The organism is Ruegeria sp. CDSC054 (assembly GCF_059610645.1).
In genome coordinates, this window is sequence record NZ_JBXWOA010000001.1 from 576,044 (window position 1) to 600,400 (window position 24,357).

The 24,357-nt window shown below is 57.2% G+C and carries 20 protein-coding genes; 14 read left to right on the top strand and 6 right to left on the bottom strand.

Annotation, left to right across the window (positions count from 1 at the left end; all coding sequences use genetic code 11):
* The first annotated feature begins 2 nt into the window (after positions 1-2).
* Entirely contained in the window at positions 3-3,140 is a 3,138-nt protein-coding gene (locus AC2FGC_RS02850; RefSeq protein ID WP_496722400.1) for an efflux RND transporter permease subunit, read from the top strand.
* A gap of 47 nt (positions 3,141-3,187) precedes the next feature.
* Here AC2FGC_RS02850 and glpD read toward each other — a convergent pair whose 3' ends face one another.
* Positions 3,188-4,780 (bottom strand): glycerol-3-phosphate dehydrogenase, encoded by a 1,593-nt coding sequence (glpD, locus tag AC2FGC_RS02855; protein WP_496722398.1) that lies wholly within the window; start codon positions 4,778-4,780, stop codon positions 3,188-3,190.
* Positions 4,781-4,973: 193 nt separating this feature from the next.
* On the opposite strand from glpD, the gene AC2FGC_RS02860 reads away from it, so the two are divergent.
* From AC2FGC_RS02860 to AC2FGC_RS02885, 6 genes are all read left to right on the top strand, one after another.
* Complete coding sequence (locus tag AC2FGC_RS02860) at positions 4,974-5,735, top strand: DeoR/GlpR family DNA-binding transcription regulator (RefSeq protein ID WP_496722397.1); 762 nt, start codon at positions 4,974-4,976, stop codon at positions 5,733-5,735.
* Positions 5,736-5,850: 115 nt separating this feature from the next.
* Positions 5,851-6,006 carry a DUF5993 family protein gene (locus AC2FGC_RS02865; protein WP_199528470.1) on the top strand — a complete coding sequence of 52 codons (156 nt, stop codon included), beginning with the start codon at positions 5,851-5,853 and terminating at the stop codon, positions 6,004-6,006.
* 9 nt (positions 6,007-6,015) lie between these two features.
* On the top strand, positions 6,016-6,585 hold the full coding sequence (locus AC2FGC_RS02870; RefSeq protein ID WP_496722395.1) for a disulfide bond formation protein B: 570 nt from the start codon (positions 6,016-6,018) through the stop codon (positions 6,583-6,585).
* A gap of 34 nt (positions 6,586-6,619) precedes the next feature.
* On the top strand, positions 6,620-6,982 hold the full coding sequence (locus AC2FGC_RS02875) for a DUF3302 domain-containing protein (protein WP_113788976.1): 363 nt from the start codon (positions 6,620-6,622) through the stop codon (positions 6,980-6,982).
* Positions 6,983-7,003: 21 nt separating this feature from the next.
* A complete protein-coding gene (locus AC2FGC_RS02880) occupies positions 7,004-8,149 on the top strand; it encodes an HlyD family secretion protein (protein ID WP_058273814.1) in 1,146 nt (381 codons plus the stop codon).
* An 11-nt stretch (positions 8,150-8,160) separates the two neighbouring features.
* Positions 8,161-9,723, top strand: a complete 1,563-nt coding sequence (locus tag AC2FGC_RS02885; RefSeq protein WP_496722392.1) for an efflux transporter outer membrane subunit — start codon at positions 8,161-8,163, stop codon at positions 9,721-9,723.
* A gap of 3 nt (positions 9,724-9,726) precedes the next feature.
* Here AC2FGC_RS02885 and mprF read toward each other — a convergent pair whose 3' ends face one another.
* On the bottom strand, positions 9,727-12,336 hold the full coding sequence (gene mprF, locus AC2FGC_RS02890) for a bifunctional lysylphosphatidylglycerol flippase/synthetase MprF (protein WP_496722390.1): 2,610 nt from the start codon (positions 12,334-12,336) through the stop codon (positions 9,727-9,729).
* Positions 12,337-12,434: 98 nt separating this feature from the next.
* Positions 12,435-12,863 (bottom strand): Lrp/AsnC family transcriptional regulator, encoded by a 429-nt coding sequence (locus tag AC2FGC_RS02895; RefSeq protein WP_496722388.1) that lies wholly within the window; start codon positions 12,861-12,863, stop codon positions 12,435-12,437.
* A gap of 86 nt (positions 12,864-12,949) precedes the next feature.
* Between AC2FGC_RS02895 and rocF the strand changes: the two genes are divergently transcribed.
* Genes rocF through ocd form a run of 3 tightly spaced genes read left to right on the top strand, consistent with a single transcriptional unit; the run spans position 12,950 to position 15,840 of the window.
* Positions 12,950-13,870, top strand: coding sequence for an arginase (rocF, locus tag AC2FGC_RS02900; protein WP_496781392.1), 921 nt, complete (start codon positions 12,950-12,952; stop codon positions 13,868-13,870).
* Complete coding sequence (gene ctlX, locus AC2FGC_RS02905; protein WP_496722384.1) at positions 13,870-14,790, top strand: citrulline utilization hydrolase CtlX; 921 nt, start codon at positions 13,870-13,872, stop codon at positions 14,788-14,790. The genes rocF and ctlX overlap by 1 nt, the downstream gene beginning before the upstream one ends.
* Before the next feature lie 6 nt (positions 14,791-14,796).
* The gene (gene ocd / locus AC2FGC_RS02910; protein ID WP_496722381.1) at positions 14,797-15,840 is read left to right on the top strand and encodes an ornithine cyclodeaminase; all 1,044 of its coding nucleotides are present in this window, start codon (positions 14,797-14,799) and stop codon (positions 15,838-15,840) included.
* A gap of 52 nt (positions 15,841-15,892) precedes the next feature.
* On the opposite strand, the gene AC2FGC_RS02915 is transcribed toward ocd, so the two are convergent.
* The 3 genes from AC2FGC_RS02915 to dctP form a co-directional block, all read right to left on the bottom strand.
* On the bottom strand, positions 15,893-17,296 hold the full coding sequence (locus tag AC2FGC_RS02915) for a TRAP transporter large permease (protein WP_058273820.1): 1,404 nt from the start codon (positions 17,294-17,296) through the stop codon (positions 15,893-15,895).
* Positions 17,297-17,299: 3 nt separating this feature from the next.
* Entirely contained in the window at positions 17,300-17,929 is a 630-nt protein-coding gene (locus AC2FGC_RS02920; protein WP_058273821.1) for a TRAP transporter small permease, read from the bottom strand.
* Positions 17,930-17,992: 63 nt separating this feature from the next.
* Positions 17,993-19,009 (bottom strand): TRAP transporter substrate-binding protein DctP, encoded by a 1,017-nt coding sequence (gene dctP, locus AC2FGC_RS02925; protein WP_058273822.1) that lies wholly within the window; start codon positions 19,007-19,009, stop codon positions 17,993-17,995.
* A gap of 427 nt (positions 19,010-19,436) precedes the next feature.
* Here dctP and acs point away from each other — a divergent pair, with 427 nt between their 5' ends.
* The 4 genes from acs (at position 19,437) to AC2FGC_RS02945 (ending at position 24,352) form a co-directional block, all read left to right on the top strand.
* Positions 19,437-21,401 (top strand): acetate--CoA ligase, encoded by a 1,965-nt coding sequence (gene acs, locus AC2FGC_RS02930; RefSeq protein ID WP_496781393.1) that lies wholly within the window; start codon positions 19,437-19,439, stop codon positions 21,399-21,401.
* Between the two features lie 7 nt (positions 21,402-21,408).
* Positions 21,409-22,092: an adenylate kinase gene (locus AC2FGC_RS02935; protein ID WP_496781394.1), complete on the top strand. Its 684-nt coding sequence runs from the start codon at positions 21,409-21,411 to the stop codon at positions 22,090-22,092.
* Positions 22,093-22,277: 185 nt separating this feature from the next.
* Entirely contained in the window at positions 22,278-22,562 is a 285-nt protein-coding gene (locus AC2FGC_RS02940; RefSeq protein ID WP_496722375.1) for a DUF4212 domain-containing protein, read from the top strand.
* Between the two features lie 5 nt (positions 22,563-22,567).
* On the top strand, positions 22,568-24,352 hold the full coding sequence (locus tag AC2FGC_RS02945) for a sodium:solute symporter family protein (RefSeq protein ID WP_058273825.1): 1,785 nt from the start codon (positions 22,568-22,570) through the stop codon (positions 24,350-24,352).
* The last annotated feature ends 5 nt before the right edge of the window (positions 24,353-24,357 follow it).

Below are 24,357 nucleotides of genomic sequence, written 5' to 3' on the forward strand. Positions count from 1 at the left end.
GGATGTTCTCAGCCCTGTTCATTAGCCGGCCCAAGCTGGCGCTTGTTATTTCGCTTGTCCTGACGATCATGGGCGGCATCGGCTATTTGGTTCTGCCGGTCGCTCAGTTCCCGGACATTACGCCACCGGTGGTCAGCGTGACGACCACCTACACTGGCGCCAACGCCGAAACCGTGGAAAACACCGTCGCCGCCCCGATCGAGGCGCAGGTCAACGGTGTAGACGACATGATCTACATGACGTCGACTTCGGCAGACAACGGATCCTATTCGCTGAACGTCACATTCGAAGTAGGCACTGACCCGGATATCGCCTCAGTCAACGTGCAGAACCGAGTGGCTCAGGCCATGTCATCCCTGCCCTCCGAGGTAACCTCGTCAGGTGTGGTCACACAAAAAGCATCCACCAACATGCTGTTGCTGGTGACGCTGACCTCACCGAATGAGACGTATGACAGTGTCTTTCTATCAAACTATGCTTCGATCAACCTGAAGGACGCGCTGGCGCGTGTTCAGGGTGTGGGTAAAGCCGACGTTCTGACCAATCTTGAATACGCCATGCGGATCTGGATGGACCCGGATCAGATGGCTGCTTTGTCCATCACACCCGGTGACGTGATCAATGCAATTCGGGAACAAAACGTCGAAGTTTCGGCCGGTTCTATCGGCGCTCCTCCGGTCCCGGAAGGGCAGACCTTTCAATACACGATCAAAACCAAGGGCCGCCTAACCTCGGCCGCAGAGTTCGGCGACATTGTCATCCGGACTGGGGATGCCGGTTCAATCGTACGGGTCAAGGACATCGCGCGGGTCGAGCTGGGCGCGGAGTACTATGCGGCCTCGGGCTATTTTGACAGTGTCCCGGCGACGGTAATCGGTATCTACCAGGCCCCTGGCGCGAACGCGCTGGCCGTGTCGGACCGAGTAGAGGCCGAGCTTGAGCGGTTGTCACGTACCTTCCCGACGGATGTGGAATACGCTGTTCCATTCAACACGACGGACTTTGTAAATCAGTCGCTGAATGACGTGGTCACGACCCTGATCTTGACCTTCATCCTTGTGATTTCGGTGGTGTTTGTTTTCCTTGGAAGCTGGCGCGCGACGATCATTCCAGCGGTTGCGATCCCCGTCTCGTTGATCGGGACCTTTGCGTTCCTGCTGCTGTTTGGCATGTCGCTGAACACGATCTCATTGTTCGCTTTGGTGCTGGCCATCGGCATCGTGGTTGATGACGCGATTGTTGTGGTTGAAAACGTCGAACGGATTATCGCAGACGAAGGCCTTCCCCCTGCCGAGGCGACGCGCAAAGCCATGGGGCAGATCACCGGTCCGGTGATTGCGACAACGCTGGTTCTGTTGGCGGTGTTCGTACCCGTCACCTTTATGCCCGGCATCTCGGGGCGGCTTTATTCGCAGTTCGCTGTGACGATCTCGACCGCTGTTGTGATCTCGTCGATCAACGCGTTGACGCTGTCGCCTGCGTTGTGCGGGTTGGTGTTGAAGGCGCGATCCGGCCCACCCAAAGGGCTGTTGGCAGTGTTCGAGAACTTCATCGGTGGTGTTCGCAGTGGCTATGTCGCCATAGTCCGGAAACTACTGATCCTGCCTATCGTTGGTCTGGGCATCATCGTGGCGCTGGCCATGGGTACGGGCACAATCATGTCCAACACCTCAAGCGGCTTCCTTCCACTTGAAGACAACGGATATCTGTTCGTGGATGTGCAACTGCCAGACGCTGCGACGTTGGAACGGACCGAAGCGGTCACTGCACGTGTCGACACACAGATCCAACAGATCCCCGGCGTCGCAAGCACAGTTCTGATCAACGGCTTCTCGATCCTGAACGGCACAACGACAAACGGCGCCGCGATCTTTGTGAACCTCGACAACTGGGATGAACGGAAAGAGGATGACCTGAGCGCTGACGCGATCCTGCAGAAAGTACTGGCGATAGCCTATGGTGAATCCGCTGCATCGATCATCGCGTTCAACCCACCACCCATTCAAGGCTTGGGCAACTCGGCTGGCGTCGAGATGGAGGTGCAGCAGACCGGAGGCGGTACGCCTCAGGATCTGGCCTCGGCGGTTGGGTCGTTCGTCTATGCGGCTAACCAACGTCCTGAAATCGGTCAGGCCTATACCACTTTCCGGGCCAACGTTCCTCAGTTGTTCGTGGATCTGGACCGCGAAAAGGCCAAGACGCTACAAGTGTCCGTGGCCGAGGTGTTCCAGACGATGCAGGCGCAGTTGGGGTCATACTATGTGAACGACTTCAACCTGTTCGGGCGTGTGTATCGCGTGATGATCCAGGCCGACGGTTCATATCGTGATAATGTCGACGATATCGCGAACCTGTATGTGCGATCGACCAAGGGTGAGATGGTGCCGTTGGGTACGCTCATCGATGTCGAAAACGTACTGGGTCCGGTCTTGCTGAAACGTCACAACCTGTTCCGTTCGGCGACCGTAACGGCGGTTCCGGCCCCTGGGTTATCCACCGGTGACGCGATCAATGTCATGACCGAGGAATCCACGACTGCCCTGCCTCCGGGCTATGCCTTTGAATGGACCGGTACTGCACAACAGCAATTGGCGACCGGTGGTCTGGTGGTCGTCATCCTCGGGCTGGCGATCCTGTTCGGCTACCTCTTCCTTGTGGGGCAATACGAGAGTTGGACCTTGCCCGTGTCGATCCTGCTATCGGTGATCGTCGCCTTGTTCGGGGCGGTGGCGGCCGTGGCCATCGTGGGCAGCGACATCAACCTCTATACGCAGATCGGGATGATCATGCTTGTGGGGCTGGCCTCAAAGAACGGCATTCTGATCGTTGAATTCGCGATGGAACAACGCGCCAAGGGGTTGTCGGTCAAAGACGCCGCAGCCGAGGCCGCTTATCAGCGTTTCCGTGCGGTAATGATGACGGCCCTGTCCTTCCTGTTGGGTGTTGTGCCGCTTCTGGCGGCCAGCGGCGCGGGTGCCGCCAGTCAGAAGGCCATCGGTGTCGCCGTGTTCGGCGGGATGCTGGCAGCCACTTTGGTCGGCGTGATCCTAGTGCCGGTCCTATACGCCTTGCTGCAAGGGATGCGGGAATGGATCAAGGGAACCAAGGATGATCCGGGCTCATCAGAAGAGGCCGCGTGATCCAAAACAAAAGCCCCGCCAAACTGGCGGGGCTTTTACTTTTTTGGTCAGGCGTTCACTGCGACGGGTTCGGTTTTGCGATCCATCCAGCCTTGAATGCCGGCGATCTGCTCGGCACTTAACCGCAGACCCATCTTGTTTCGGCGCCAAACAACATCTTCGGCCGTGCGCGCATATTCTTTGTCCATCAGCCACGCCAATTCCCGTGCGGTTAGCGTCGCGCCGAAGTCCTCGCCCAGATCCGATGCGGACTTGGCATCGCCCAAAATTGTCTTGGCCTCAGTGCCATAGGCGCGAACCAGACGTTGCGCCCAGACACGGTCCAGAAACGGGTAGTCGGCCAACAGTGCCTCGACCAAATCCGGTACGCCACCAACTGGAAAATCGCCGCCCGGAAGCGAAACGCCCGCAGTCCAGGGGCCGGGAAGATCCGGGAAATGCTCTGACACTTTGTCCAGCGCGCTTTCGGCAAGACGCCGATAGGTGGTGATCTTGCCGCCAAAGACATTCAGCACTGGCGCCCCACCCTGCGCGTCAACTTTTAGTGTATAATCCCGCGTTGCCGCGGTGGCGCTGCTGGCCCCGTCGTCATACAGCGGACGCACACCGGAATAGGTCCACACGATGTCATCGCGCGTAACCGGTTTTTGGAAATACTTCGAGGCAAACGCGCACAGATAGTCCTGCTCTGTCTCCGTACAGGTCGGGGGCTCTGCTGGGTCTGGGTGATCCTGATCCGTTGTGCCGATCAGCGTAAAATCGCGCTCATACGGAATGGAGAAAATGATGCGCCCGTCTTCACCTTGGAAGAAATAGCACTTGTCGTGATCATAAAGCTTAGGCGTCACGATATGGCTGCCGCGCACCAATCGCACACCTTCACGAGAGTTGATGTGGATCTTGGTCTGGATGATGTCCCCAACCCAAGGTCCACCTGCGTTGATTAGCATTTTAGCCTGCACCGTCTGCGTGTCGCCGCTCTGCATATCGCGGATGGCAATTTCCCACAGATCATCGACGCGTTTGGCCGCCAGAACTTCGGTCCGCACCAGAATATTCGCCCCACGTGCCTCGGCATCGCGGGCATTCAGCACAACCAGCCGTGAATCCTCAATCCAACAATCGGAATACTCGTAGGCTGTGTGAAACTTGTCCTGCAGCGGCCTGCCTTCCGGCGCGCTTTGCAAATCCAGTGAGCTTGTCCCCGGCAGGATTTTGCGCCCCCCAAGATAGTCATACATAAACAGGCCCAGACGGATCAGCCACGCCGGGCGCCGGCCCTTCATCCATGGCATTACTGTGCTGAGAAGTCGCGAGGTCGGCGTTTCAGAATCGAACCGCATATCCTTGTGATACGGCAACACGAACCGCATCGGCCAGCTGATATGCGGCATTGCCCGCAGCAGGGTTTCACGCTCGATCAACGCCTCGCGCACCAGACGGAATTCGAAATACTCCAGATACCGCAAGCCGCCATGAAACAGCTTGGTCGAGGCCGATGACGTCGCCGAAGCAAGATCGTTCATCTCGGCCAATGTCACGGACAATCCGCGCCCGGCCGCATCGCGCGCTATTCCGCACCCGTTAATCCCACCACCAATGATGAAAAGGTCCGTGACCTTGTCCGTGTGCCGTTCCATGTCCGGATGATTCTCTTTGTTTGAAAAACCGGGCTCATTAACCCGATGAACGCGCGTTTCGTCAACGTTTACTTTCGTTTATTTTCGTTTTATCACCACAAATCGAAGTGTTTCAAAAGTGTGGTCAATCAGATCTCTTGGAAACTCTTCGAAATTAGAACAAAAACGAACACACACCGTTTCGGAGCCGACCATGTCCCTTTCCTTTCGTCAGTCAGACATTCTGAACATCGCCAGACAGGATGGCCGTGTGATGGTGGATGACCTGGCCGCTCAGTTCGGGGTCACGGTTCAGACCATTCGCCGCGACCTGTCTGAGCTGGCGGATCTGGGAAAACTGGACCGGGTTCATGGCGGGGCCGTCATTCGCTCTGGCGTTTCCAATATTGGCTATGAGGATCGCCGGGCCCTGAACGATGAGGCCAAGGCGCACATTGCGTCGGCCTGCGCCCTAGACATCCCAGACGGCGCGTCGGTTTTCATGAATATCGGGACCTCGACCGAGGCGGTTGCGCGCCAATTGGTGAACCACAAGAACCTGATGGTCGTCACAAACAACATGAATGTCGCCAATATTCTGGCCGAGAACGCCGATTGCGAAATCGTTGTTGCAGGCGGTGTCCTGCGCAGATCAGATGGCGGGTTGGTGGGTAATCTGACAGTCGCGACCATCCGGCACTTCAAATTTGACTATGCGGTCATCGGCTGCTCGGCACTTGATGCCGATGGCGACCTATTGGATTTTGATTTTCAAGAGGTCCAGGTCAGCCAAACGATTCTGGCCCAGACACGGCGCACCTTTCTTGTGGCCGATCATTCAAAGTTTCAGCGTGCAGCCCCCGCGCGTATCACTTCATTGGCTGAGATCGACACGTTCTACACGGACCGGCCTCTGACGGACCGCCTAAGCAAGAGGTGTCAGGGGTGGAATACCGATCTGCGCGTGTGCCGATAACCCCCTAAGTAGTTCTCCTAAAAGGTGAACTGGGTAAGAGTTTTCTTGCCAGGCCTCCCAGTGCCTGACAGTATCGCGATATTGCGGTCGTTGCACGGAAGGGGAGAACCGGGCCATGATAGCGCTTTTATTTGCGTTACTTACAGCCACCATGGGGCTGAATTATTTTCGACAAACAACGGCAGCCAACGCGCTGTTTTTCTTCACGCTGGCGTTGAGTGTGTACTGGCTGAAATTCCACGCCACCAGCCAATTGACCATCCAGTTGTAGGGGGCGGTGATGACACCAGAACTGTCCCGAACCCTGAACGCCATAGGCATGCTGGCCGTCAGTCTGGTGCTGCTTTTGGCCTTTGTTTACCAACTGACGCTTTACGAACTGCCCTGCCCGCTTTGCCTGCTGCAGCGCGTTGGCTTTGTCGCCGTGGGCGTTGGGCTGGGGTTGAACCTGCTATACGGCGCGCGGCCGCAGCACTATGCGTTGATGTTAATCGCAGCGCTTTATGGCGGCAGCGTATCGGTGCGCCAGATCCTTCTGCATATCGTTCCCGGCACGGGTCATTACGGCTCGCCCGTGTTAGGGCTGCACTACTATACGTGGGCGGCCATTTGCTTTTTCCTGATCCTGTTGGGCACCGCGGTTATGCTGCTGTTTGATCGCCAATACGCTGACGACACTTCGGATCAGCCGCGGTTTGGCGGAAGCACACTGGCCAAAACAGCCTTTTTTGTCATGTTCGGTCTGGCGGTTCTGAATGCCGGTTCGACACTGCTTGAATGTGGTCCTGGCATTTGCGCCGACCCACCAACCAGCTACAAAGTGATTGACGAACTGGGCACCAACAACTGAGGATGGGGAAACCTTCCCGAACGGAGGCACGAAGATGGGGCTACTTGGGCAGCCGCTTGGCTACTATGACTACCTGACATTTGTTGCGTTGATCTTGCTGCTGGCCGCCGTCATGGCGCTGTTTCTATTCGTGATGGGACTACCGGGCCGCATCGCAATTAAACGCAACCACCCTCATGCCGAGGCGATAAAGATCATGGGATGGATGGGGTTTCTCGCCATCGTACCCTGGGTCCATGCCTTCATCTGGGCGTTCCACGATGGAACGGTGGTCGATATCCGCCGTATGCCCGATGATGAGCGTGAGGCGGTTCGCAAAGAAATCAAGCGCTTGGGTGGTGAGTTGACGGAAGAATACCGTGACCCGCTGGATCCGGAAGAGACGCAAAAGAGCTAAGGCCAAAGGAAACTACAAAATATGTTTGTCGCCCTAGGCATTACGCTGTTCTACATCATTTTCGTCTGGCTTATCTTCTTCAAGTTCCAGTGGCTGAAATTCAATATAATGTGGGGCATCGTATCCTTCTGGGTCGGTGCACACCTGCTGTTGATCTTTCTTGTCGCTCTTCGGTTCTTTCAGCCGTTCTCTATCGACAGCCACGTGGTCCGCTCAACGATCCAGATCGTCCCACGGCTGACCGAACCGACGATATTGACTGAGGTACTGGTCGAGCCAAATACCGAAGTCACAAAGGGCGATCCCCTGTATCGGTTCGACGACACTGTGTTCGCGCTTGAGGTTGAGGAAGCCACAGCGCAACTGGTCGCGGCCGAGCAGAACGCCAAGATCCTTGAACAGGACGTCATTGCCGCAGGGGAAGCCATTGAGCGTGCCAACGCTCAACTTGCCTACGCACAGACGCAGCAAGCCCGATACGAAAACCTCGTACCCGCTGGCGGTGCGCGTCAGGACGAGCTGGATCGCTGGAACGAACAGGTGACCGAGGATCAGGCACAGGTCAAAGAGGCCACGGCCAATCTGGAAAAGGCGCAACTGGCGCTGGATTCCCAGATTGACGGCGTGAACACCGGCATCCTTCAGGCGCAGGCGCAATTGGACAAAGCCCAGTACTTCCTGGACAACACAACAATCTACGCCCCCGAAGACGGGATGATCGTGTCTCAACAGGCGCGTCCCGGTCTGGTCGTCGGCGATATCCGTCTGGGCGCCATCGCCAGCTTTGTCACCAAGGACAATCCGTACATTCTGGCCACGTACCGACAGCAGAACCTGAAATTTGTCGAGGTCGGCCAACCCGTTGAAGTTGCTCTTGATCTGTATCCGGGTGAAATCCTGACCGGCAAGGTCGAGGCAATCTGGTGGGCAACCCGACAAGGTCAGTACTTGCCGTCTGGCCGCCTGCCGGGGTTTGAGCTGCCAAAACTGCCCGGACGCATTGCCGTGCAAATCTCGGTCGATATCCCGGACGGGCACACCTTCCCTGCCGGTGGTCACGCGGCCGTGGCGATTTATACCGGTCAGGGCAAAAGCTTTGAGTTCCTGCGACGGATCAACATTCGTCTCTATTCCTTCGCCAACTTCATTCGACCACTGGATATCTAAGGACGCATATGATGACCCGGGCCAGATTATACCGCCGACTGATGGGCACGGCCCTATGCGCCGCGCTGCTGGTCGGCTGCGCACCAGTTGGCCCGGATTTCGTGCGCCCGAACTCACCGATCGTCAAACAATGGATCGAGGTCAACACCCCAAGCGCAGGCCAAAGCGGCCTGACCTCGCGCAGTGCGCCTGTGGTGAAATGGTGGGAGACGTTCAACGACCCCACTCTGAACAAACTGATAGCCGAAGCCTATGCCCAGAACCTTGATCTGCAGGTTGCCGGTGCGCGCGTTCTGCAGGCACGCGCGCAGTTGGGCATCGCGTTCGGCGAGCTGTATCCGCAATCACAGGCCATTGGTGCCTCTATTGAACGCCGTCAGGTCAGCGATAACCTCGGGCCGATTTCCGATATCCGTCGGATCATCCCGCTGGATACCGAGTTTTCGACCTCGCAGGTCGGGTTTGATGCCCAATGGGAATTGGACGTCTGGGGCCAGCAACGCCGCGGTGTTCAGGCCGCCCGGTCCAATCTGGCTTTGCAAGTGGCCAACTATGACGACGCGCTTGTTACTCTGACCGGCGATGTTGCTGCCCTGTATGTCAACATCCGTGCCTTGCAGGAGTCGCTGGCCGTGGCGCGCGACAACATCAAACTGCAACAGGAATCCGCGGACCTGACCCAATTGCGGTTTAACAACGGCGTCACGACCGAACTGGACGTTCAGGAATCGCTGACCTTGTTGAACAACACCAAGGCTTTGGTCCCAGAGATTGAAAGTGATCTTCAACAAGCCAAGAACGCTTTGGCTGTGCTGCTGGGAACCACGCCATCCCGCATGACCAGCCTGCTGGGCAATTCCGGGCGCATACCGTCTGCGCGTTCGAACGTCTCCGTAGGTGTCCCTGCGGAGCTTCTACGTCGCCGTCCGGACGTACGCGCGGCCGAGTTGGCAGCGGCTACGCAATCGGCGCAGGTTGGGATCGCCTTGGCCGACCTATACCCTCAGTTCGTCCTGTCCGGTGCAATTGGTCTGCAGGCCTCCGGCGGGCAAGATCTGTTTTCAGCAGGCAGCAACACCGGGCTCGCGAATGCCGGTGTGGTCTGGAACGTGCTGAACTATGGCCGGATCAAAAACAACGTCCGCGCGCAGGATGCGGCCTATCAGGCGTTGATCGCCAATTACCAGAACACTGTCCTGACCGCCTATTCCGAGGTTGAAAGCGCCATGGTGGCCTATGCCCAATCTCGCAAGCAAGTTGGCTTCTATGAAAAAAGCGTCGCGGCTTCGCGCAAAGCGGCTGATATCGCCATCGACCAGTATCGGGACGGTATCGCAAGCTATTCGCGTATCCTGAACACCCAAACAGCCCTGTTGCGATCACAAGCCAATCTGATTCAGGCCCGCCAGCAGGTGTCCAGCAATCTGGTTGCGGTTTACAAGGGATTGGGTGGCGGCTGGCAGATCCGGCAGAACCAAGAATTCCTACCAGAAACCGTTCTGGCCGAAATGGCATATCGCACAGATTGGGGCGATCTTCTGGAGAAAACCCCAACCCGCGCCAGTCTGAACTGAGTGTTACTTCGTCAGCCCGCGCAAACCGCCTGAAATCAGGATGTTCACCTCGTACAGAATACGTGGTGCTGCCAGACCACCGGGGCTGGCGAGGTAATTCGGGCTCCACTCCGGATCGAACTTCTGCTTGAAAGATCGCAGCCCTTCGAAGTGATAGAACTGCTCGCCGTGCTCATATACGAACCCTCCCACGCGGTTCCAGAAAGACGCCAGTTGCCGGTTCTCAATTCCCGAAAACGGTGCCGCTCCTAGCGAGAACCAATGGAACCCCTGCTCTGCCCCCCAGGTCATCATCTCGGCAAACAAGGCGTCCATGATAAAGTTCGACCCGTCCGGCTCATACCGCATCAGGTCCAACGACAATTCGGACTTGTTCCCGCCTTGGAAGAGGTTCGCGAAGGCGACGATCTTTCCCGTATCTGCCTTCTTCAGCACCGCGAAATCGAAATAGGACAGGTATTCATCGTCAAACCCGCCCAAGGCGAACCCCTTCTCCTCGCCCGCCTTATGCTCCAGCCAATCGTCTGAAATCTTGCGCAATTCGGGCAACACAGAGCCCACTTTTTCCTTCGGTATGATCTCGAACACATACCCTTCGCGTTCGGCCCGGTTCTTGGCCTGACGGAACCGCTTGCGAGATTTGCCGTCCAGCGAGAAATCTTTCAACGGCACGCGCGCGACCTCTCCGATCTTCAGAATAGACAGGCCCAGATCCAGAAACGTCGGCAAGTACTTAGTCGATACGCTGTAGAAGGCGCACAATTTGCCTTCGCGATCCGCCATTTCGCGCAGCTGCCAGATCAGTTGATTTCCGGCGGCTTCATCCCCAACCGGCTCCCCCTTGGTGATCAGCGCATTGCCTGTGTCGGCATAAGCCAGAAATGCGTCATTGTCCGGTGAAATCAGGAATTGCTTGTCGCCGGTCAGTGAAATCTGAGACTCGGTATCTTCACTTTCCATGACCAGACGTTCAACAACCTCGGGGATCTCCGTCCGGACCGGTTCCGGAACCTCGCGCCCGAACAAAGAATTTACGGCCACCACACCAAGAATAAGCGCCACCACAAGACTGGATCGCAAAAAGCGCGAGGCGTCACCGTTCCACGCGAACTCCCACCACAAGGCGTTCTGGTACTCGACATGCGAATAGGAAAACAGCCCGACCCAAAAGACGACCAGAAGCAAGGCGACCACGCTGACCAGCCACGGGATGTTCAGACGGAATATCGAGGCCCCGCTGACCCGGTAAAACGCCCCGCGAAAAGTGGCCAGCAAGGCGATTGTGCCCAACATGCTGATCGCTTCGTGCGTATCGAGACCCTTGGTCAGCGATGCGACGAACCCGGCAACCATCAGCAGCATGGCCACTATCCATGCGCGGTACAGCTTGCGGAACAGGCCGCGTGAAACAAGGATCAGTAGAACTCCGACAGCGCTTCCGGCAAGATGCGAAGCTTCAACGAAGGACAAAGGTAGAAAGTCCCGCAATGCGCTAAGGTTCTCGCTGCCTGCAGGCAACGCCCCGGACACCAGCAGAATGACACCCGCCACAGCTGCGACACCGGCCGCGACCATAGGCACAATCGGACGGATCACGCGGTAAACCCACGTGGCGGCTCCGCTGATGTGATGTCGGTGCGTCAGGGCCGAAGCCACCGCGATGGACAGCGTCGCAATGGCGAACGGCAGGAAGGTATAGACCAACCGGTAAAGCAACAGGGCCGCGATCACGTCAGACCGACCCGAGGCCCCTAGCCCGGCGATTAAAGTTGCCTCAAACGCGCCAATTCCGCCCGGAGCGTGGCTGAGGATTCCGACTGCAATAGCGCCAATGTAAACGGTGAAGAAGAACGGAAACCCGACGCCCAGATCATCCGGCATCAACACGTACAGTGTCATTGACGCCCCAAACAGGTCGCCCACAGCCGCCAGCGTCAGCAATCCCGGCAACTTGCCGCCCGGCAGATTGAAACCAAAACCACCGGTGGCCAGTCTGCGTCCGCCCTTGGACAGCCAAATGAACAAGGCTGCAAAACCAACAAGCAGGCACAGGCCTATCACGGTTTCGAACGTGTCACTTATCGGCAGAACCTTGGACACTCCGTCCGGATGAAAGGTTAGCAACCCGCCCAAAAGCAGAATGAAACCCGACCAGAACGCGATCCAGGATGTAGCGATCACCCCCGCGACTCGACCCAGATCAAGACCCAGGGACGCATAGATCCGATACCGGATCGCCGTGCCGGTGATGTAGGAAAACCCAAGGCAATTCGAGACGGCATAGCCACAGGCCCCAGCCATGCCTGCGACAGGCAATGGGACCTCGCCATCTGCCACGCTTTGCACGGCAAACACATCGTAAAGTGACAGTGACAAAAAGCTGACTGCCGTCCAGCACAGGGCGAAAAACATCAGTTTCCACGATGTGTTCGCGACGTCCGTTTTTACATCGGCCCATTTGACGTGCGAAGACAGTTCATGAAGGACAGTCAGGGCAATAAGGGTAACCAGAATCGGTATCGCGATTCGGACTACGGGCTTTTCAAGAAATCCCGATACCCGCTCGGCCAGGCGCACAGCCCAGAGTTCTTCGGCATTTTCGTGAGTTGCCATGCTTTGTCCCTGCTCTCAGGCGCGATCACACTCTGAACAATCGAAACGCGCAGGCCGACTTTCGCACAATTTCGTTCTAGCTCAAAGCGCTACGGGCGTCAGACCCGACCTTTGCGCGTGGACAGCAACAGGTTAGTCTCGGATTTGGTTATCCCTTCCATGCGCCGGATCTGGAACAAAACCTCGTCCAGTTCGGCCAGGGTTTCGGTCCAGATTTCGGCGATCAGATCCCAGCTGCCGTTCGTGGAGTGAACCGCGCGCACCTGCCGCATAGCAGCAATACGAGCCATCGTACGTTCAGTCCCACGGCCTTCGATTTCCAACATCATCAGCCCGCGCACCGGGCTTTGCGCAACGTCCTGTCGGGTGAGGACGGTGAACCCAACTATCTCACCTGACTGTTTGAGCCGTTGCAGGCGGCTGCGGACAGTGGTGCGTGTTACCCCCAGCGTTTCGGCGAGTTCGGATAGCGATGCTCGTGCGTCGCGGTGCAATGCACTCAGCAGCCTACTATCCAAATCGTCCATAACCACTTCCCATTTCGCTTATCCGAATGTCATTTTGAACATTTTGCTGTCTTTTCGCAAGCCATCATGAGGGTCTAGATAGTCATATGGATACGCAAAATGTAATATTGGTTGGCGCACCGATGGACGCAGGAAAGCGTCGTCAGGGCTGCCGCATGGGCCCGGACGCCTATCGGGTGGCCGGTCTGGAACAAGCTCTAACTGACCTCGGACACCAAGTGACGGATGTCGGCAATGTCGGTGCCGATCCGTCAGATGTACCGGAGCATCCACACCTTGTGGCCCTGCCCGAGTGCGTCGGTTGGACCAGCGCTCTGAGCCGCGCCGCACAGGAAACCGCGCCGAACGGACTGCCGATTTTTATGGGCGGCGATCACGCCTTGTCCATGGGCACAGTTGCCGGGATGGCAGCACATGCCGACGGGATCGGGCGACCTCTGTTCGTACTTTGGCTGGACGCTCATAGCGATTTTCATACACCCGACAGCACGGGCAGTGGCAACCTGCACGGCACACCGGTTGCTTATTTCACGGGGCAACCCGGATTTGACGCCTTCCCTACGCTGGCTGCCCCGGTCCCAACGGATCGAGTAGGCATGATCGGCCTGCGATCCGTGGACCCGGCTGAACGTGCACGACTGGAACAGGATCAGGCCGTGCTGGCAGACATGCGCATCATTGACGAGCACGGCATCAAAGCGCCGCTGATCGCGTTCCTCGACCGTGTCCGCGCGGCAAATGGCATTCTTCACGTATCTCTGGATGTTGATTTCCTCGACCCCTCGATCGCCCCCGCTGTCGGTACAACCGTTCCCGGTGGCGCAACCGAACGCGAAGCTCATCTGGCGATGGAGCTGCTGCATGAAAGCGGGCTCGTCTGTTCGCTGGATCTGGTCGAGTTGAACCCATTCCTTGATGAGCGTGGGCGTACCGCAAAGCTGATGGTCGACTTGGCCGCGTCCCTGCTTGGCCGTCGCATCTTCGACCGCCCGACCCGGAGTTTCTGATGAATTCCCTGCAATCTCCTTCCGCTGTCGTCATGGTTCGACCGCACGAGTTTGTGTCGAACCCAGAGACTCGCCATGACAATGCGTTTCAGACACTGGCACACCGATCCGCCGAAGCGACTTCAGCAGCCGCGCGCGATGAACATGATCGCGCAGTCGAGCAACTGCGCAATGCAGGCGTCACAGTTCATATATTTGATGATCACGGTCAACAGAACACGCCGGACAGTGTCTTTCCCAACAACTGGTTCTCGACACATCCCGGCGGGCACGTCGCGATCTATCCGATGTTTGTTCCGTCGCGTCGACGCGAACGCCGCACAGATGTTATCGAGTTGCTGAAACAGGAATACCGCGTTCAGGACGTGATCGATTATTCGGGGCTGGAACAGGACGATCTCGCACTGGAAGGTACCGGAGCAATGGTTCTCGATCACGTCGGCCGCATCGCTTACACGGTCAAGTCAAACCGCGCTGATCCCGTTTTGTTGGAGCGGTTCTGCACGAACTTCAACTACGAACCCATCGCGTTCGAAGCTAGGGACGACGCAGGCCGAGACGTTTATCACACCAATGTCCTGATGGGGATCGGCACACATTATGCACTGATCTGCCTCGACATGATCATCGATGCCGAACGCCGCGCGACCGTACAGGCGCGATTGGAAGAATCCGGTCGCACCGTAATCGATCTGTCCCATGACCAGATCGCAGACTTTGCCGGAAACACCATCGAGCTTAGTGGTCGTGATGGGCTCGTGCTGGCTCTTTCCAGTCGCGCCAAAGATGCGCTGACACCCCAACAGACCGACATTATCGAAGACAGCGCCACTCTGCTGCCATTGTCAGTTCCAACCATAGAAACAGCCGGAGGATCAGTACGCTGCATGATCGCCGGTATCCACCTTTCCCGCCGATAGGAGACCATGATGCAACCTTCTGACAAGGCGCTTGTGCCCTTTGTATCCGTCGACAACATGATGCGGCTGGTGCACCATATCGGGCTTGAAAAGATGATCACTCAGATCGCGGCTCAGATCGAATCCGACTTCAAACGATGGGAGAGCTTTGACAAGACCCCCCGCATCCCGGCGCATTCTCCCCATGGCGTAATCGAACTGATGCCGACCTCGGATGGTGAGGCCTATGGGTTCAAATACGTCAACGGGCACCCCAAGAACACGTCCGAGGGCCTTCAGACCGTGACAGCCTTTGGCCTTCTGGCCGACGTCTATACCGGCTACCCTACGCTTTTGACCGAGATGACGATGCTAACCGCCCTCCGCACGGCGGCAACCTCGGCCCTTGTCGGCAGCTATCTGGCACCCAAGTCATCGCGTGTTATGGCGATGATTGGGAATGGCGCTCAGTCCGAGTTCCAATGCCTGGCGTTCAAGGCCATGTGCGGGATCGACACTGTGCGCCTTTACGATACCGATCATGCAGCAACCGAAAAATGCGCGGCAAACCTTAAAAATTCCGGTCTGACGGTGGTGCATTGCAAAACACCCGAGGACGCCATCGAAGGCGCTCAGATCATCACGACCTGTACGGCGGACAAGAAAAACGCAACGATCCTGACGGACAACATGGTCGGACCGGGCGTCCACATCAATGCAATTGGCGGTGATTGCCCCGGCAAGACCGAACTACACCGCGATATTCTGCTGCGCTCGGACATCTTCGTCGAATACCCGGAACAAACACGCATCGAGGGCGAGATCCAGGCCTTGGCCGAGGATCACCCAGTGACCGAATTGTGGCAGGTCATGACCGGCCAGGCCAAGGGCCGACGCGACGACCGACAGATCACTCTGTTTGATAGTGTTGGCTTTGCGATCGAAGATTTCTCAGCCTTGCGCTACGTCCAGTTTGCCATCAAAGGCACTGATTTCTTTGAACCTTTGGATATGTTGGCAGATCCGGATGATCCACGGGATCTGTATGGGATGCTGATGCGGGCGAGCTGAAGAACCCGCACTTCACGTCGACTAGCCCCCGGTTCACCACCGGGGGCTTTTTCTATCCGGCCAATGACGGCAGGTAGAGTACGATACCGGGAAACGCCACGAGCAGCGCGATCGTTACGCCGTCGGCGATGAAGAACGGCGTAACGCCCTTGAACACATCCTGAACGCTCAGATCCGGACGTACCCCGGCAACCACGAAACAATTTAGGCCAATAGGAGGCGTGATCAGGCAAAACTCGGCCATTTTCACCACCAGAATACCAAACCAGATCGCACACATCGGACCTGACATGCCAAAGGCGCTTTCTGCTGCGCTGACAGTCTCACCCCCGTTCAGGGCCATTACCGCCGGGTAAACCACTGGCAGCGTCAGCAACAGCATCCCAATGGCGTCCATGAACATGCCCAAGACCGCATAGGCGAGCAGGATACAGATCAGGATCAGCATCGGCGACATTTCCAACGAAGTGATCCAGTCCGAAAACGCGCCTGGAAGATCCGCGAACCCCAGAAACCGTACGTAGATCAGCACCCCCCAGATGATCGTGAAGATCATCGCGGTTAGTTTGGCGGTTTCCAGCAGCGCCGACTTCAGTTCGGGCCACCGCATTCCGTGGAAAAGGGCGAAACAGAAGACGATGAAGGCACCGATTGCTCCGCCTTCGGTTGGAGTGCCCCAAGCCTTTTCTCCAAACGGGTTATAGACAAAGCAAATGATGATCAGGATTACGGCGACAATCGGAAACGCGCCCGGCAGCGACGCAAAACGCTGCTTCCAGGTGAAACCTGTTACCGGTGGACCAACGTTTTTGAATACAACCGCGATGCCGACGATAAGCAGACCGTACACAACGGCCGAAAATGCACCGGGGATAAACCCGGCAAGCAGCAGTTTGCCCACATCCTGTTCCACGATGATGGCATAGATCACAAGGATCGCGGATGGCGGGATAAGGGATGCAAGTGTACCGCCCGCTGCGACCACTCCGGCTGCGAATTGCTTGTTGTAACCGACTTTCAACATCTCGGGGATAGCAATCCGAGCGAACACGGCAGACGTTGCCACCGAAGCACCGGAAACGGCCGCGAACCCGGCTGTGGCGAACACAGTCGAAACCGCGAGCCCTCCGGGCACCCACGCAACCCAACGTTTAGCGGCCTCGAACAACGCGCGCGTCAGCCCTGCGTAATAGGCCAGATAACCGATCAAGATAAAGGTGGGGATCAGGCTGAGTGTATGGGCCGCAACCTTGGAATGGGGCACCTGCCCCGCCGTCTTGACCGCGACGGTTAGTGCTTTGCCGAAGCGATCAGGATCGTATCCAAACTTGGCCCAGAAAATCCAAACCAACCCGACCAGCCCCGCAAGAGCCGCCGCGAAGGCCACGCGCATTCCGGTCACAACCAGAACCAGCAGGCCACCCGTGACCCACAGGCCAATCTCTATCGAGTCCATGCGCTAGTCCTGCCCTTCGAATTGTTCGGCTTCGGCAGCGGCCTGAGCAGCCGCATCCTGTATCAGTGGAACGGCTACGGGGCTTTCGGCCCCTACGATCAGCGCGCGACCATATCCCCAAACCTGAAGCAGCAGCCGTAGGCAAAGCACCGAGAACGCCACAGGTGCCAGCAGTTTGGCCGGCCAAAGCGGGATACCGATGTCGATTGAACTGTCCCGGCTCCACATCGGCGCGCCAAAGTCGAACGAGCGGTCAAAATGGGACCAACTGCCCCAGACCAAGGCCAGCATCAGCACCAGGATCAGAAGAACCGAAATAAGCTCGAACAGCCACAGCGCCCGGCCGTGCAGGCGTGAGATGACAATGTCCATCCGTATATGACCGCCATCGCGCTGAACATATGAAATGCCCAGAAATGCAATCAGCGGCATCGCCTGTTCGATCCAGTCGACATATCCTGGCAAAGGTGCGTTAATCGCATTGCGTCCGCTGACCGAGACCACCGCCAGAACCATAAGACTGAACACGGCAAGGCCGCTGATCAGAGCCAGAAACCGCTCTAACCTCAACAACTTACGGTCCAAAGAACTCAGGAGGCTGTTGTCTTCAAGCACCGTGGCCTGTCCTGCCATTGCGGTGTTCCCCTGTATTTTTATTGGTGTCCGGATGCCCCGATGGGCATCCGGATTTTGTGCTTAGTTACCGCTGCGTTGCTGTTCCAGCGTGGACTGGACCAGATCATACAAGTCCTGCGCAGGAATACCCTGAGCGGACATATCCTCAATCCACTGTGCCCGGATGGGATCGGCAGCTTTGGTGCGGAACTCTGCGATTACCGCATCATCGATCTGTACCTTTGCGACGCCCTTTTCGTCCAAAACACTGTCCCACTGATCCAGCAGCGATCCATAATTGGCCAGATAGTGATCAATCGCTTCGTCGATCGAACTGTCCAGTGCCTCGCGATGCTCAGCTGGCAGTGCCTCATAGGCATCGATATTGACCACAACCGGGCAATTCACAGTGCCGGGGTTCAGGTTGGCCGTCCACCAATCCGCTTCGTTGATCGTGCCAAAAGACAGGTGCGCGTGCTGAGCAAAGGCAACCGTGTCAACGACACCGGACTCCATTGCGTTAAAGGCCTCGGTTGCAGGAACCGAGGTCGGAACACCGCCGACCGCTTCGAATGCCTTGCCCAGACCACCTGTGGCGCGGACACGCATGCCTTCGAACTCGGCAAGTTCGTCACGCGGGTCGCCGGTTCCGACGATGTTGTACTGCGGCATGGGCGAGGTCATGATGATACGCGCATTCCACTGCGCCATCTCATCCTTAACGGCAGGGTGATCGTAAACCGCGTGGCTGACGGCAACTTCCTCATCCAGATTGTTCACGCCCAGGAACGGCAGTTCCAGAACGGTGATCGCGCGGTTTTTGTCGCGATGATATCCGGCACAGAATTGAGCCATCTCAAACGCGCCAATTTCGATTCCATCCAGATTTTCGCGCGGCTTGGACAGGCCGCCATAGCTGACATTGATGGTGAAATCGCCGTTTGTCTTTTCGCTGACCAACTCAGACAGTTTCTCAACATGCTCGGTGAACGCACGACGTTTGCCCCAGACCGAAGCATTCCATTCAGTTGCGGCTGCCTCGGACACGAACGCAACACACAAGGCGGCCACAGCAGAGCCGCTCAAAATCTTTTTCATACTGATTTCTCCCATTGCTGCACCCCCTTACCGAGGCGCTTGCGGTCAAAGCTAGCGCCAACATCGGAATGTGCCAACCCCCGGTCAGCATTCATGGCCAGTAAGGATTGGCACCGTTGAGCGCTAACAACCGAAAGGTGAGTCTCAGATGCAATTTAGTTGTAATCGGGCGGCTTATTTCCCCACAAATTTTCATTACATCCAAGGCTATGTAAAAAAACCACTATTCCCAATGACAGCCTCTTTCTTTACAAAATCATTCCGAGTCAAAAAAATAATTTACAAACTAATCGTGATAAATCGGTAATTTATTTCCTTGTTTTCAGCTCTCCGTATTATTGCGCATAAGGAGGAAACAGATCGACATCGCCAGTTCAGCAGGCAAAATCGGTCTGATTCAATATGATCCAGAGGGAGGAGCCTCAGAATGACAACCGCTGCCCAGGCAGAAGCCAATACCTTTCCGCCGTCCGCCGAAACCGTGGCCCGCACGCATGTTAACGCTGAAAAATACACTGAGATGTATGCGGCTTCGATCAACGATCCCGTCGCGTTCTGGGACGAACAAGGCAAGCGGATCGACTGGATCAAGCCCTACACACAAGTCAAAGATGTAAACTATGATTTCGGCTCGGTCGGAATCAACTGGTACGCAGACGGCACGCTGAACGTTTCGGCCAACTGCCTGGACCGCCATCTGAAAACCCGCGGCGATCAAACTGCGATCATCTGGGAACCGGATGATCCAAAAGACGAAGCGCAGCACATCACCTATGCTGAGTTGCACCGCCGGACCTGCCGGATGGCAAACATTCTGGAATCGCTGGGCGTGCGTAAGGGCGACCGCGTCGTGATCTATATGCCGATGATCCCCGAGGCCGCCTATGCCATGCTGGCCTGCGCGCGCATTGGCGCGATCCATTCGATCGTCTTTGCGGGTTTTTCACCAGACGCTCTGGCGGCGCGCGTCAATGGCTGCGACGCAAAGGTTGTCATCACTGCCGACGAGGCCCCGCGAGGCGGCCGCAAGACTGCGCTGAAATCCAATGCGGACGCCGCCCTGTTGCACTGCAAAGACACGGTGAAATGCCTGGTGGTCAAACGCACTGGTGGTCAGACCACATGGATCGACGGCCGCGACTATGATTACAACGAATTGGCGCTTGAGGCGGACGACTACTGCGCACCCGCTGAGATGAGCGCAGAAGACCCGCTGTTCATCCTCTACACCTCCGGCTCGACCGGACAACCCAAGGGTGTGGTACATACCACTGGCGGCTATCTGGTATTCGCATCGCTGACCCATGAGATCACTTTCGACTACCACGAGGGCGATGTGTATTGGTGCACGGCTGACGTGGGCTGGGTCACAGGCCACAGCTATATCGTCTACGGCCCGCTGGCCAACGGTGCGACTACACTGATGTTCGAAGGTGTCCCTACCTACCCCGACGCAGGCCGTTTCTGGGAGGTATGCGCCAAGCACAAGGTCAACCAGTTCTACACCGCACCAACCGCGATCCGCGCGTTGATGGGGCAAGGCAACGAGTGGGTCGAAAAGCATGATCTGAGCGACCTGAAACTACTGGGAACCGTGGGCGAACCGATCAACCCTGAAGCCTGGAACTGGTACAATGAGGTCGTCGGTAAAGGAAATTGCCCCATCGTTGACACGTGGTGGCAGACCGAGACCGGCGGTCACCTAATGACCCCCCTACCCGGCGCACATGCGATGAAACCGGGTGCGGCCATGAAGCCATTCTTCGGCATTCAGCCCGTCGTTCTGGACCCGCAGTCAGGCGTCGAGATCAACGGCAACGGCGTCGAAGGTGTTCTGTGTATCAAGGACAGTTGGCCTGGTCAGATGCGTACCGTTTGGGGCGACCATGAGCGGTTCGAGAAGACCTATTTCTCGGATTACAAAGGCTATTACTTCACCGGTGATGGCTGCCGTCGTGATGAAGATGGCGACTATTGGATCACCGGCCGAGTGGATGACGTGATCAACGTCTCGGGCCACCGTATGGGGACCGCCGAGGTCGAAAGCGCGCTTGTCGCGCATGCCGCTGTGGCCGAGGCCGCCGTGGTCGGATATCCGCATGAGATCAAAGGACAAGGCATCTATTGCTACGTCACCTTGATGAATGACCGTGAGCCGTCGGATGAGCTGCTGAAAGAGCTGCGCACCTGGGTCCGGACCGAGATCGGCCCGATTGCGTCGCCCGACGTGATCCAGTGGGCACCCGGTCTGCCCAAGACCCGTTCCGGCAAGATCATGCGCCGTATCCTGCGCAAGATTGCCGAGAACGACTTTGGTTCGCTGGGTGATACTTCGACGCTGGCCGATCCGTCGGTTGTCGAAGACCTGATCGAAAATCGTGCGAACAAGTGAGGATGTGATGGACGCTGCCACGATCACCACACCCGCTGTTTTGATCCTTCTCGGCCCTCCGGGTGCCGGGAAGGGAACACAGGCCCGTATGCTTGAAGACAAGTTCGGGCTGGTTCAACTCAGCACCGGCGATCTGCTGCGTGCCGCAGTTACAGCCGAAACCGATGCTGGCAAAGCCGCAAAGGCCGTGATGGAGGCTGGTGATCTGGTCAGCGACGACATCGTCATTGCCATCCTTCGTGATCGCCTAGCTGAACCGGATTGCGCCAAGGGCGTCATCCTCGACGGTTTTCCTCGCACCACGGTTCAGGCCGAGGCGTTGGATGGGCTACTTTCGGAAACCGGGCAGAAGATCAACGCCGCCATCAGTCTTGAGGTAGAAGACGGTGAAATGGTGGTGCGTATCTCAGGCCGCTACACCTGCGCCGGATGTGGCGAAGGGTTCCATGACACGTTCAAGATCCCTGCCGTTAAAGGCAAATGCGACAAATGCGGCAGTACTGAGTTCAAGCGCCGCGCTGATGATAATGCCGAAACCGTCGCCTCACGTCTGGCGGCCTACCACGCGCAAACCGCGCCGCTGATTACCTATTACCAAGACCATGGGGTTCTGAAAGGCCTGAACGCCATGGGCAATATCGATGACATCGCGGGCAATCTGGAAAGGATTGTCAGCGACGCCATGAACTAAGGGAAGACGGCCCGCCCTGAATAAGGGCCCAATTCCTAAAGGAAAACTTCAAAGTACCCGCCTTGGCGGATCGGAGAAGTCGTGCCTGATGCCACCCTGGCATTCGGCATTTCGAAAAGCGGCCCCGCGCGTTGGAGGTTTAGGACAACGGGTCGCCTATGGAAGAAGCGAAGGAGGAACCCGCAATGGCGGATCAATCAACACACTCCGCGCAGACTGCCGAAGCCGACAAGGGCTATTGGCAGGCGAACCTGCGTCTCATCTACATCAGCCTCGTGATCTGGGCGCTGGTGTCTTTTGGATTCGGCATTCTGCTGCGTCCGCTGCTGTCTGGCATCGCCGTTGGCGGCACCGATCTGGGCTTTTGGTTCGCTCAGCAGGGATCGATCCTGGTCTTTCTGGTGCTGATTTTCAACTACGCCTGGCGCATGAACAAGCTGGACGCCGAATACGGCGTGGATGAGGAGTAAGCGGAATGGACCAGTTTACCATTAACCTGCTCTTTGTCGGCGCGTCTTTTGCGCTGTACATTGGCATCGCGATTTGGGCCCGTGCGGGTTCCACATCGGAATTCTACGCCGCCGGTCGCGGCATTCACCCGGTCACCAACGGCATGGCAACAGCGGCAGACTGGATGTCTGCGGCCTCGTTCATTTCGATGGCGGGCCTGATCGCCTTTACCGGCTATGACAATTCGACCTTCCTGATGGGTTGGACCGGCGGTTACGTGCTGCTGGCACTGCTGCTTGCGCCCTATCTGCGTAAGTTTGGCAAATACACTGTCTCGGAATTCATCGGCGACCGTTTCTACAGCCAGACCGCGCGTATCGTTGCAGTGATCTGTCTGATCGTTGCATCGGTGACTTACGTGATTGGTCAGATGACCGGTGTGGGCGTGGCCTTTGGCCGCTTCCTCGAAGTATCGAACACCTCTGGTCTGCTGATCGGTGCTTGTGTCGTGTTTGCTTACGCAGTGTTCGGTGGGATGAAAGGCGTGACCTACACTCAGGTCGCACAGTACTGCGTACTGATCACTGCCTACACAATCCCGGCGATCTTCATCTCGCTGCAGCTGACCGGCACGCCGGTTCCGGCGCTGGGTCTGTTCAGCGATACTGCCAGTGGTGAGCCTTTGCTGACCAAGCTTGACGCGATCGTGACCGAGCTGGGCTTTAACGAATACACTGCCCACCACTCGAACACACTGAACATGGTTCTGTTCACACTGTCGCTGATGATCGGCACCGCCGGTCTGCCGCACGTGATCATGCGCTTCTTCACCGTACCGAAAGTGTCGGATGCCCGCTGGTCCGCTGGCTGGACGCTGGTCTTCATCGCTCTGCTGTATCTGACCGCCCCTGCGGTTGGCGCAATGGCGCGTCTGAACATCACCGACATGATGTGGCCCAATGGTGGCATCGAAGGTGGCGCTGTCTCGGTCGAGGATATCGACAATGATCCGCGCTATGACTGGATGCAGACGTGGCAGAAAACCGGTCTGTTGGACTGGGAAGACAAGAACGGCGACGGCAAGATCCAGTACTACAACGACAAGAACGCCGACATGCAGGCACTTGCCGAAGAAAAAGGCTGGGTCGGAAACGAGCTGACCAAGTTCAACCGCGACATTCTGGTTCTGGCCAACCCCGAGATTGCCAACCTGCCGGGTTGGGTGATCGGTCTGGTCGCTGCCGGTGGTCTTGCGGCTGCTCTGTCGACCGCTGCGGGTCTGTTGCTGGCGATCTCGTCGGCGGTATCCCACGACCTTGTCAAAGGTGCGATCAACCCGCAAATCTCTGAAAAAGGAGAACTGCTGGCTGCTCGTATCGCCATGGCCGTGGCCATCGTTGTCGCAACCTATCTGGGTCTGAACCCACCGGGCTTTGCGGCGCAAACCGTGGCCCTGGCGTTTGGTCTGGCGGCTGCCTCGATCTTCCCGGCGCTGATGATGGGGATCTTCTCGACCCGTATCAACAACACCGGTGCTGTCGCAGGTATGCTGGCTGGTCTGACCGTAACCCTGGTCTACATCTTCCTGCACAAGGGCTGGCTGTTCATTCCGGGCACCAACTCGTTCACTGATGCTGATCCGCTCCTGGGTCCGATCAAGTCGACCTCGTTCGGCGCCATCGGTGCAATGATCAACTTCGGCGTCGCTTACGTCGTCGCCGGAATGACCAAAGAGACTCCGCCGGAGATCGTTGAATTGGTCGAAAGCGTCCGCATTCCCCGTGGCGCTGGCGCAGCTCAGAACAAGTGAGCATG

Excerpts from the sequence above, each read along its gene's own strand:
- AC2FGC_RS02850 (WP_496722400.1), top strand. The coding sequence starts at position 3 with ATGTTCTCAGCCCTGTTCATTAGCCGGCCCAAGCTGGCGCTTGTTATT.
- glpD (WP_496722398.1), bottom strand. The coding sequence starts at position 4,780 with ATGGAACGGCACACGGACAAGGTCACGGACCTTTTCATCATTGGTGGT.
- AC2FGC_RS02860 (WP_496722397.1), top strand. The coding sequence starts at position 4,974 with ATGTCCCTTTCCTTTCGTCAGTCAGACATTCTGAACATCGCCAGACAG.
- AC2FGC_RS02865 (WP_199528470.1), top strand. The coding sequence starts at position 5,851 with ATGATAGCGCTTTTATTTGCGTTACTTACAGCCACCATGGGGCTGAAT.
- AC2FGC_RS02870 (WP_496722395.1), top strand. The coding sequence starts at position 6,016 with ATGACACCAGAACTGTCCCGAACCCTGAACGCCATAGGCATGCTGGCC.
- AC2FGC_RS02875 (WP_113788976.1), top strand. The coding sequence starts at position 6,620 with ATGGGGCTACTTGGGCAGCCGCTTGGCTACTATGACTACCTGACATTT.
- AC2FGC_RS02880 (WP_058273814.1), top strand. The coding sequence starts at position 7,004 with ATGTTTGTCGCCCTAGGCATTACGCTGTTCTACATCATTTTCGTCTGG.
- AC2FGC_RS02885 (WP_496722392.1), top strand. The coding sequence starts at position 8,161 with ATGACCCGGGCCAGATTATACCGCCGACTGATGGGCACGGCCCTATGC.
- mprF (WP_496722390.1), bottom strand. The coding sequence starts at position 12,336 with ATGGCAACTCACGAAAATGCCGAAGAACTCTGGGCTGTGCGCCTGGCC.
- AC2FGC_RS02895 (WP_496722388.1), bottom strand. The coding sequence starts at position 12,863 with ATGGACGATTTGGATAGTAGGCTGCTGAGTGCATTGCACCGCGACGCA.
- rocF (WP_496781392.1), top strand. The coding sequence starts at position 12,950 with ATGGATACGCAAAATGTAATATTGGTTGGCGCACCGATGGACGCAGGA.
- ctlX (WP_496722384.1), top strand. The coding sequence starts at position 13,870 with ATGAATTCCCTGCAATCTCCTTCCGCTGTCGTCATGGTTCGACCGCAC.
- ocd (WP_496722381.1), top strand. The coding sequence starts at position 14,797 with ATGATGCAACCTTCTGACAAGGCGCTTGTGCCCTTTGTATCCGTCGAC.
- AC2FGC_RS02915 (WP_058273820.1), bottom strand. The coding sequence starts at position 17,296 with ATGGACTCGATAGAGATTGGCCTGTGGGTCACGGGTGGCCTGCTGGTT.
- AC2FGC_RS02920 (WP_058273821.1), bottom strand. The coding sequence starts at position 17,929 with ATGGCAGGACAGGCCACGGTGCTTGAAGACAACAGCCTCCTGAGTTCT.
- dctP (WP_058273822.1), bottom strand. The coding sequence starts at position 19,009 with ATGAAAAAGATTTTGAGCGGCTCTGCTGTGGCCGCCTTGTGTGTTGCG.
- acs (WP_496781393.1), top strand. The coding sequence starts at position 19,437 with ATGACAACCGCTGCCCAGGCAGAAGCCAATACCTTTCCGCCGTCCGCC.
- AC2FGC_RS02935 (WP_496781394.1), top strand. The coding sequence starts at position 21,409 with ATGGACGCTGCCACGATCACCACACCCGCTGTTTTGATCCTTCTCGGC.
- AC2FGC_RS02940 (WP_496722375.1), top strand. The coding sequence starts at position 22,278 with ATGGCGGATCAATCAACACACTCCGCGCAGACTGCCGAAGCCGACAAG.
- AC2FGC_RS02945 (WP_058273825.1), top strand. The coding sequence starts at position 22,568 with ATGGACCAGTTTACCATTAACCTGCTCTTTGTCGGCGCGTCTTTTGCG.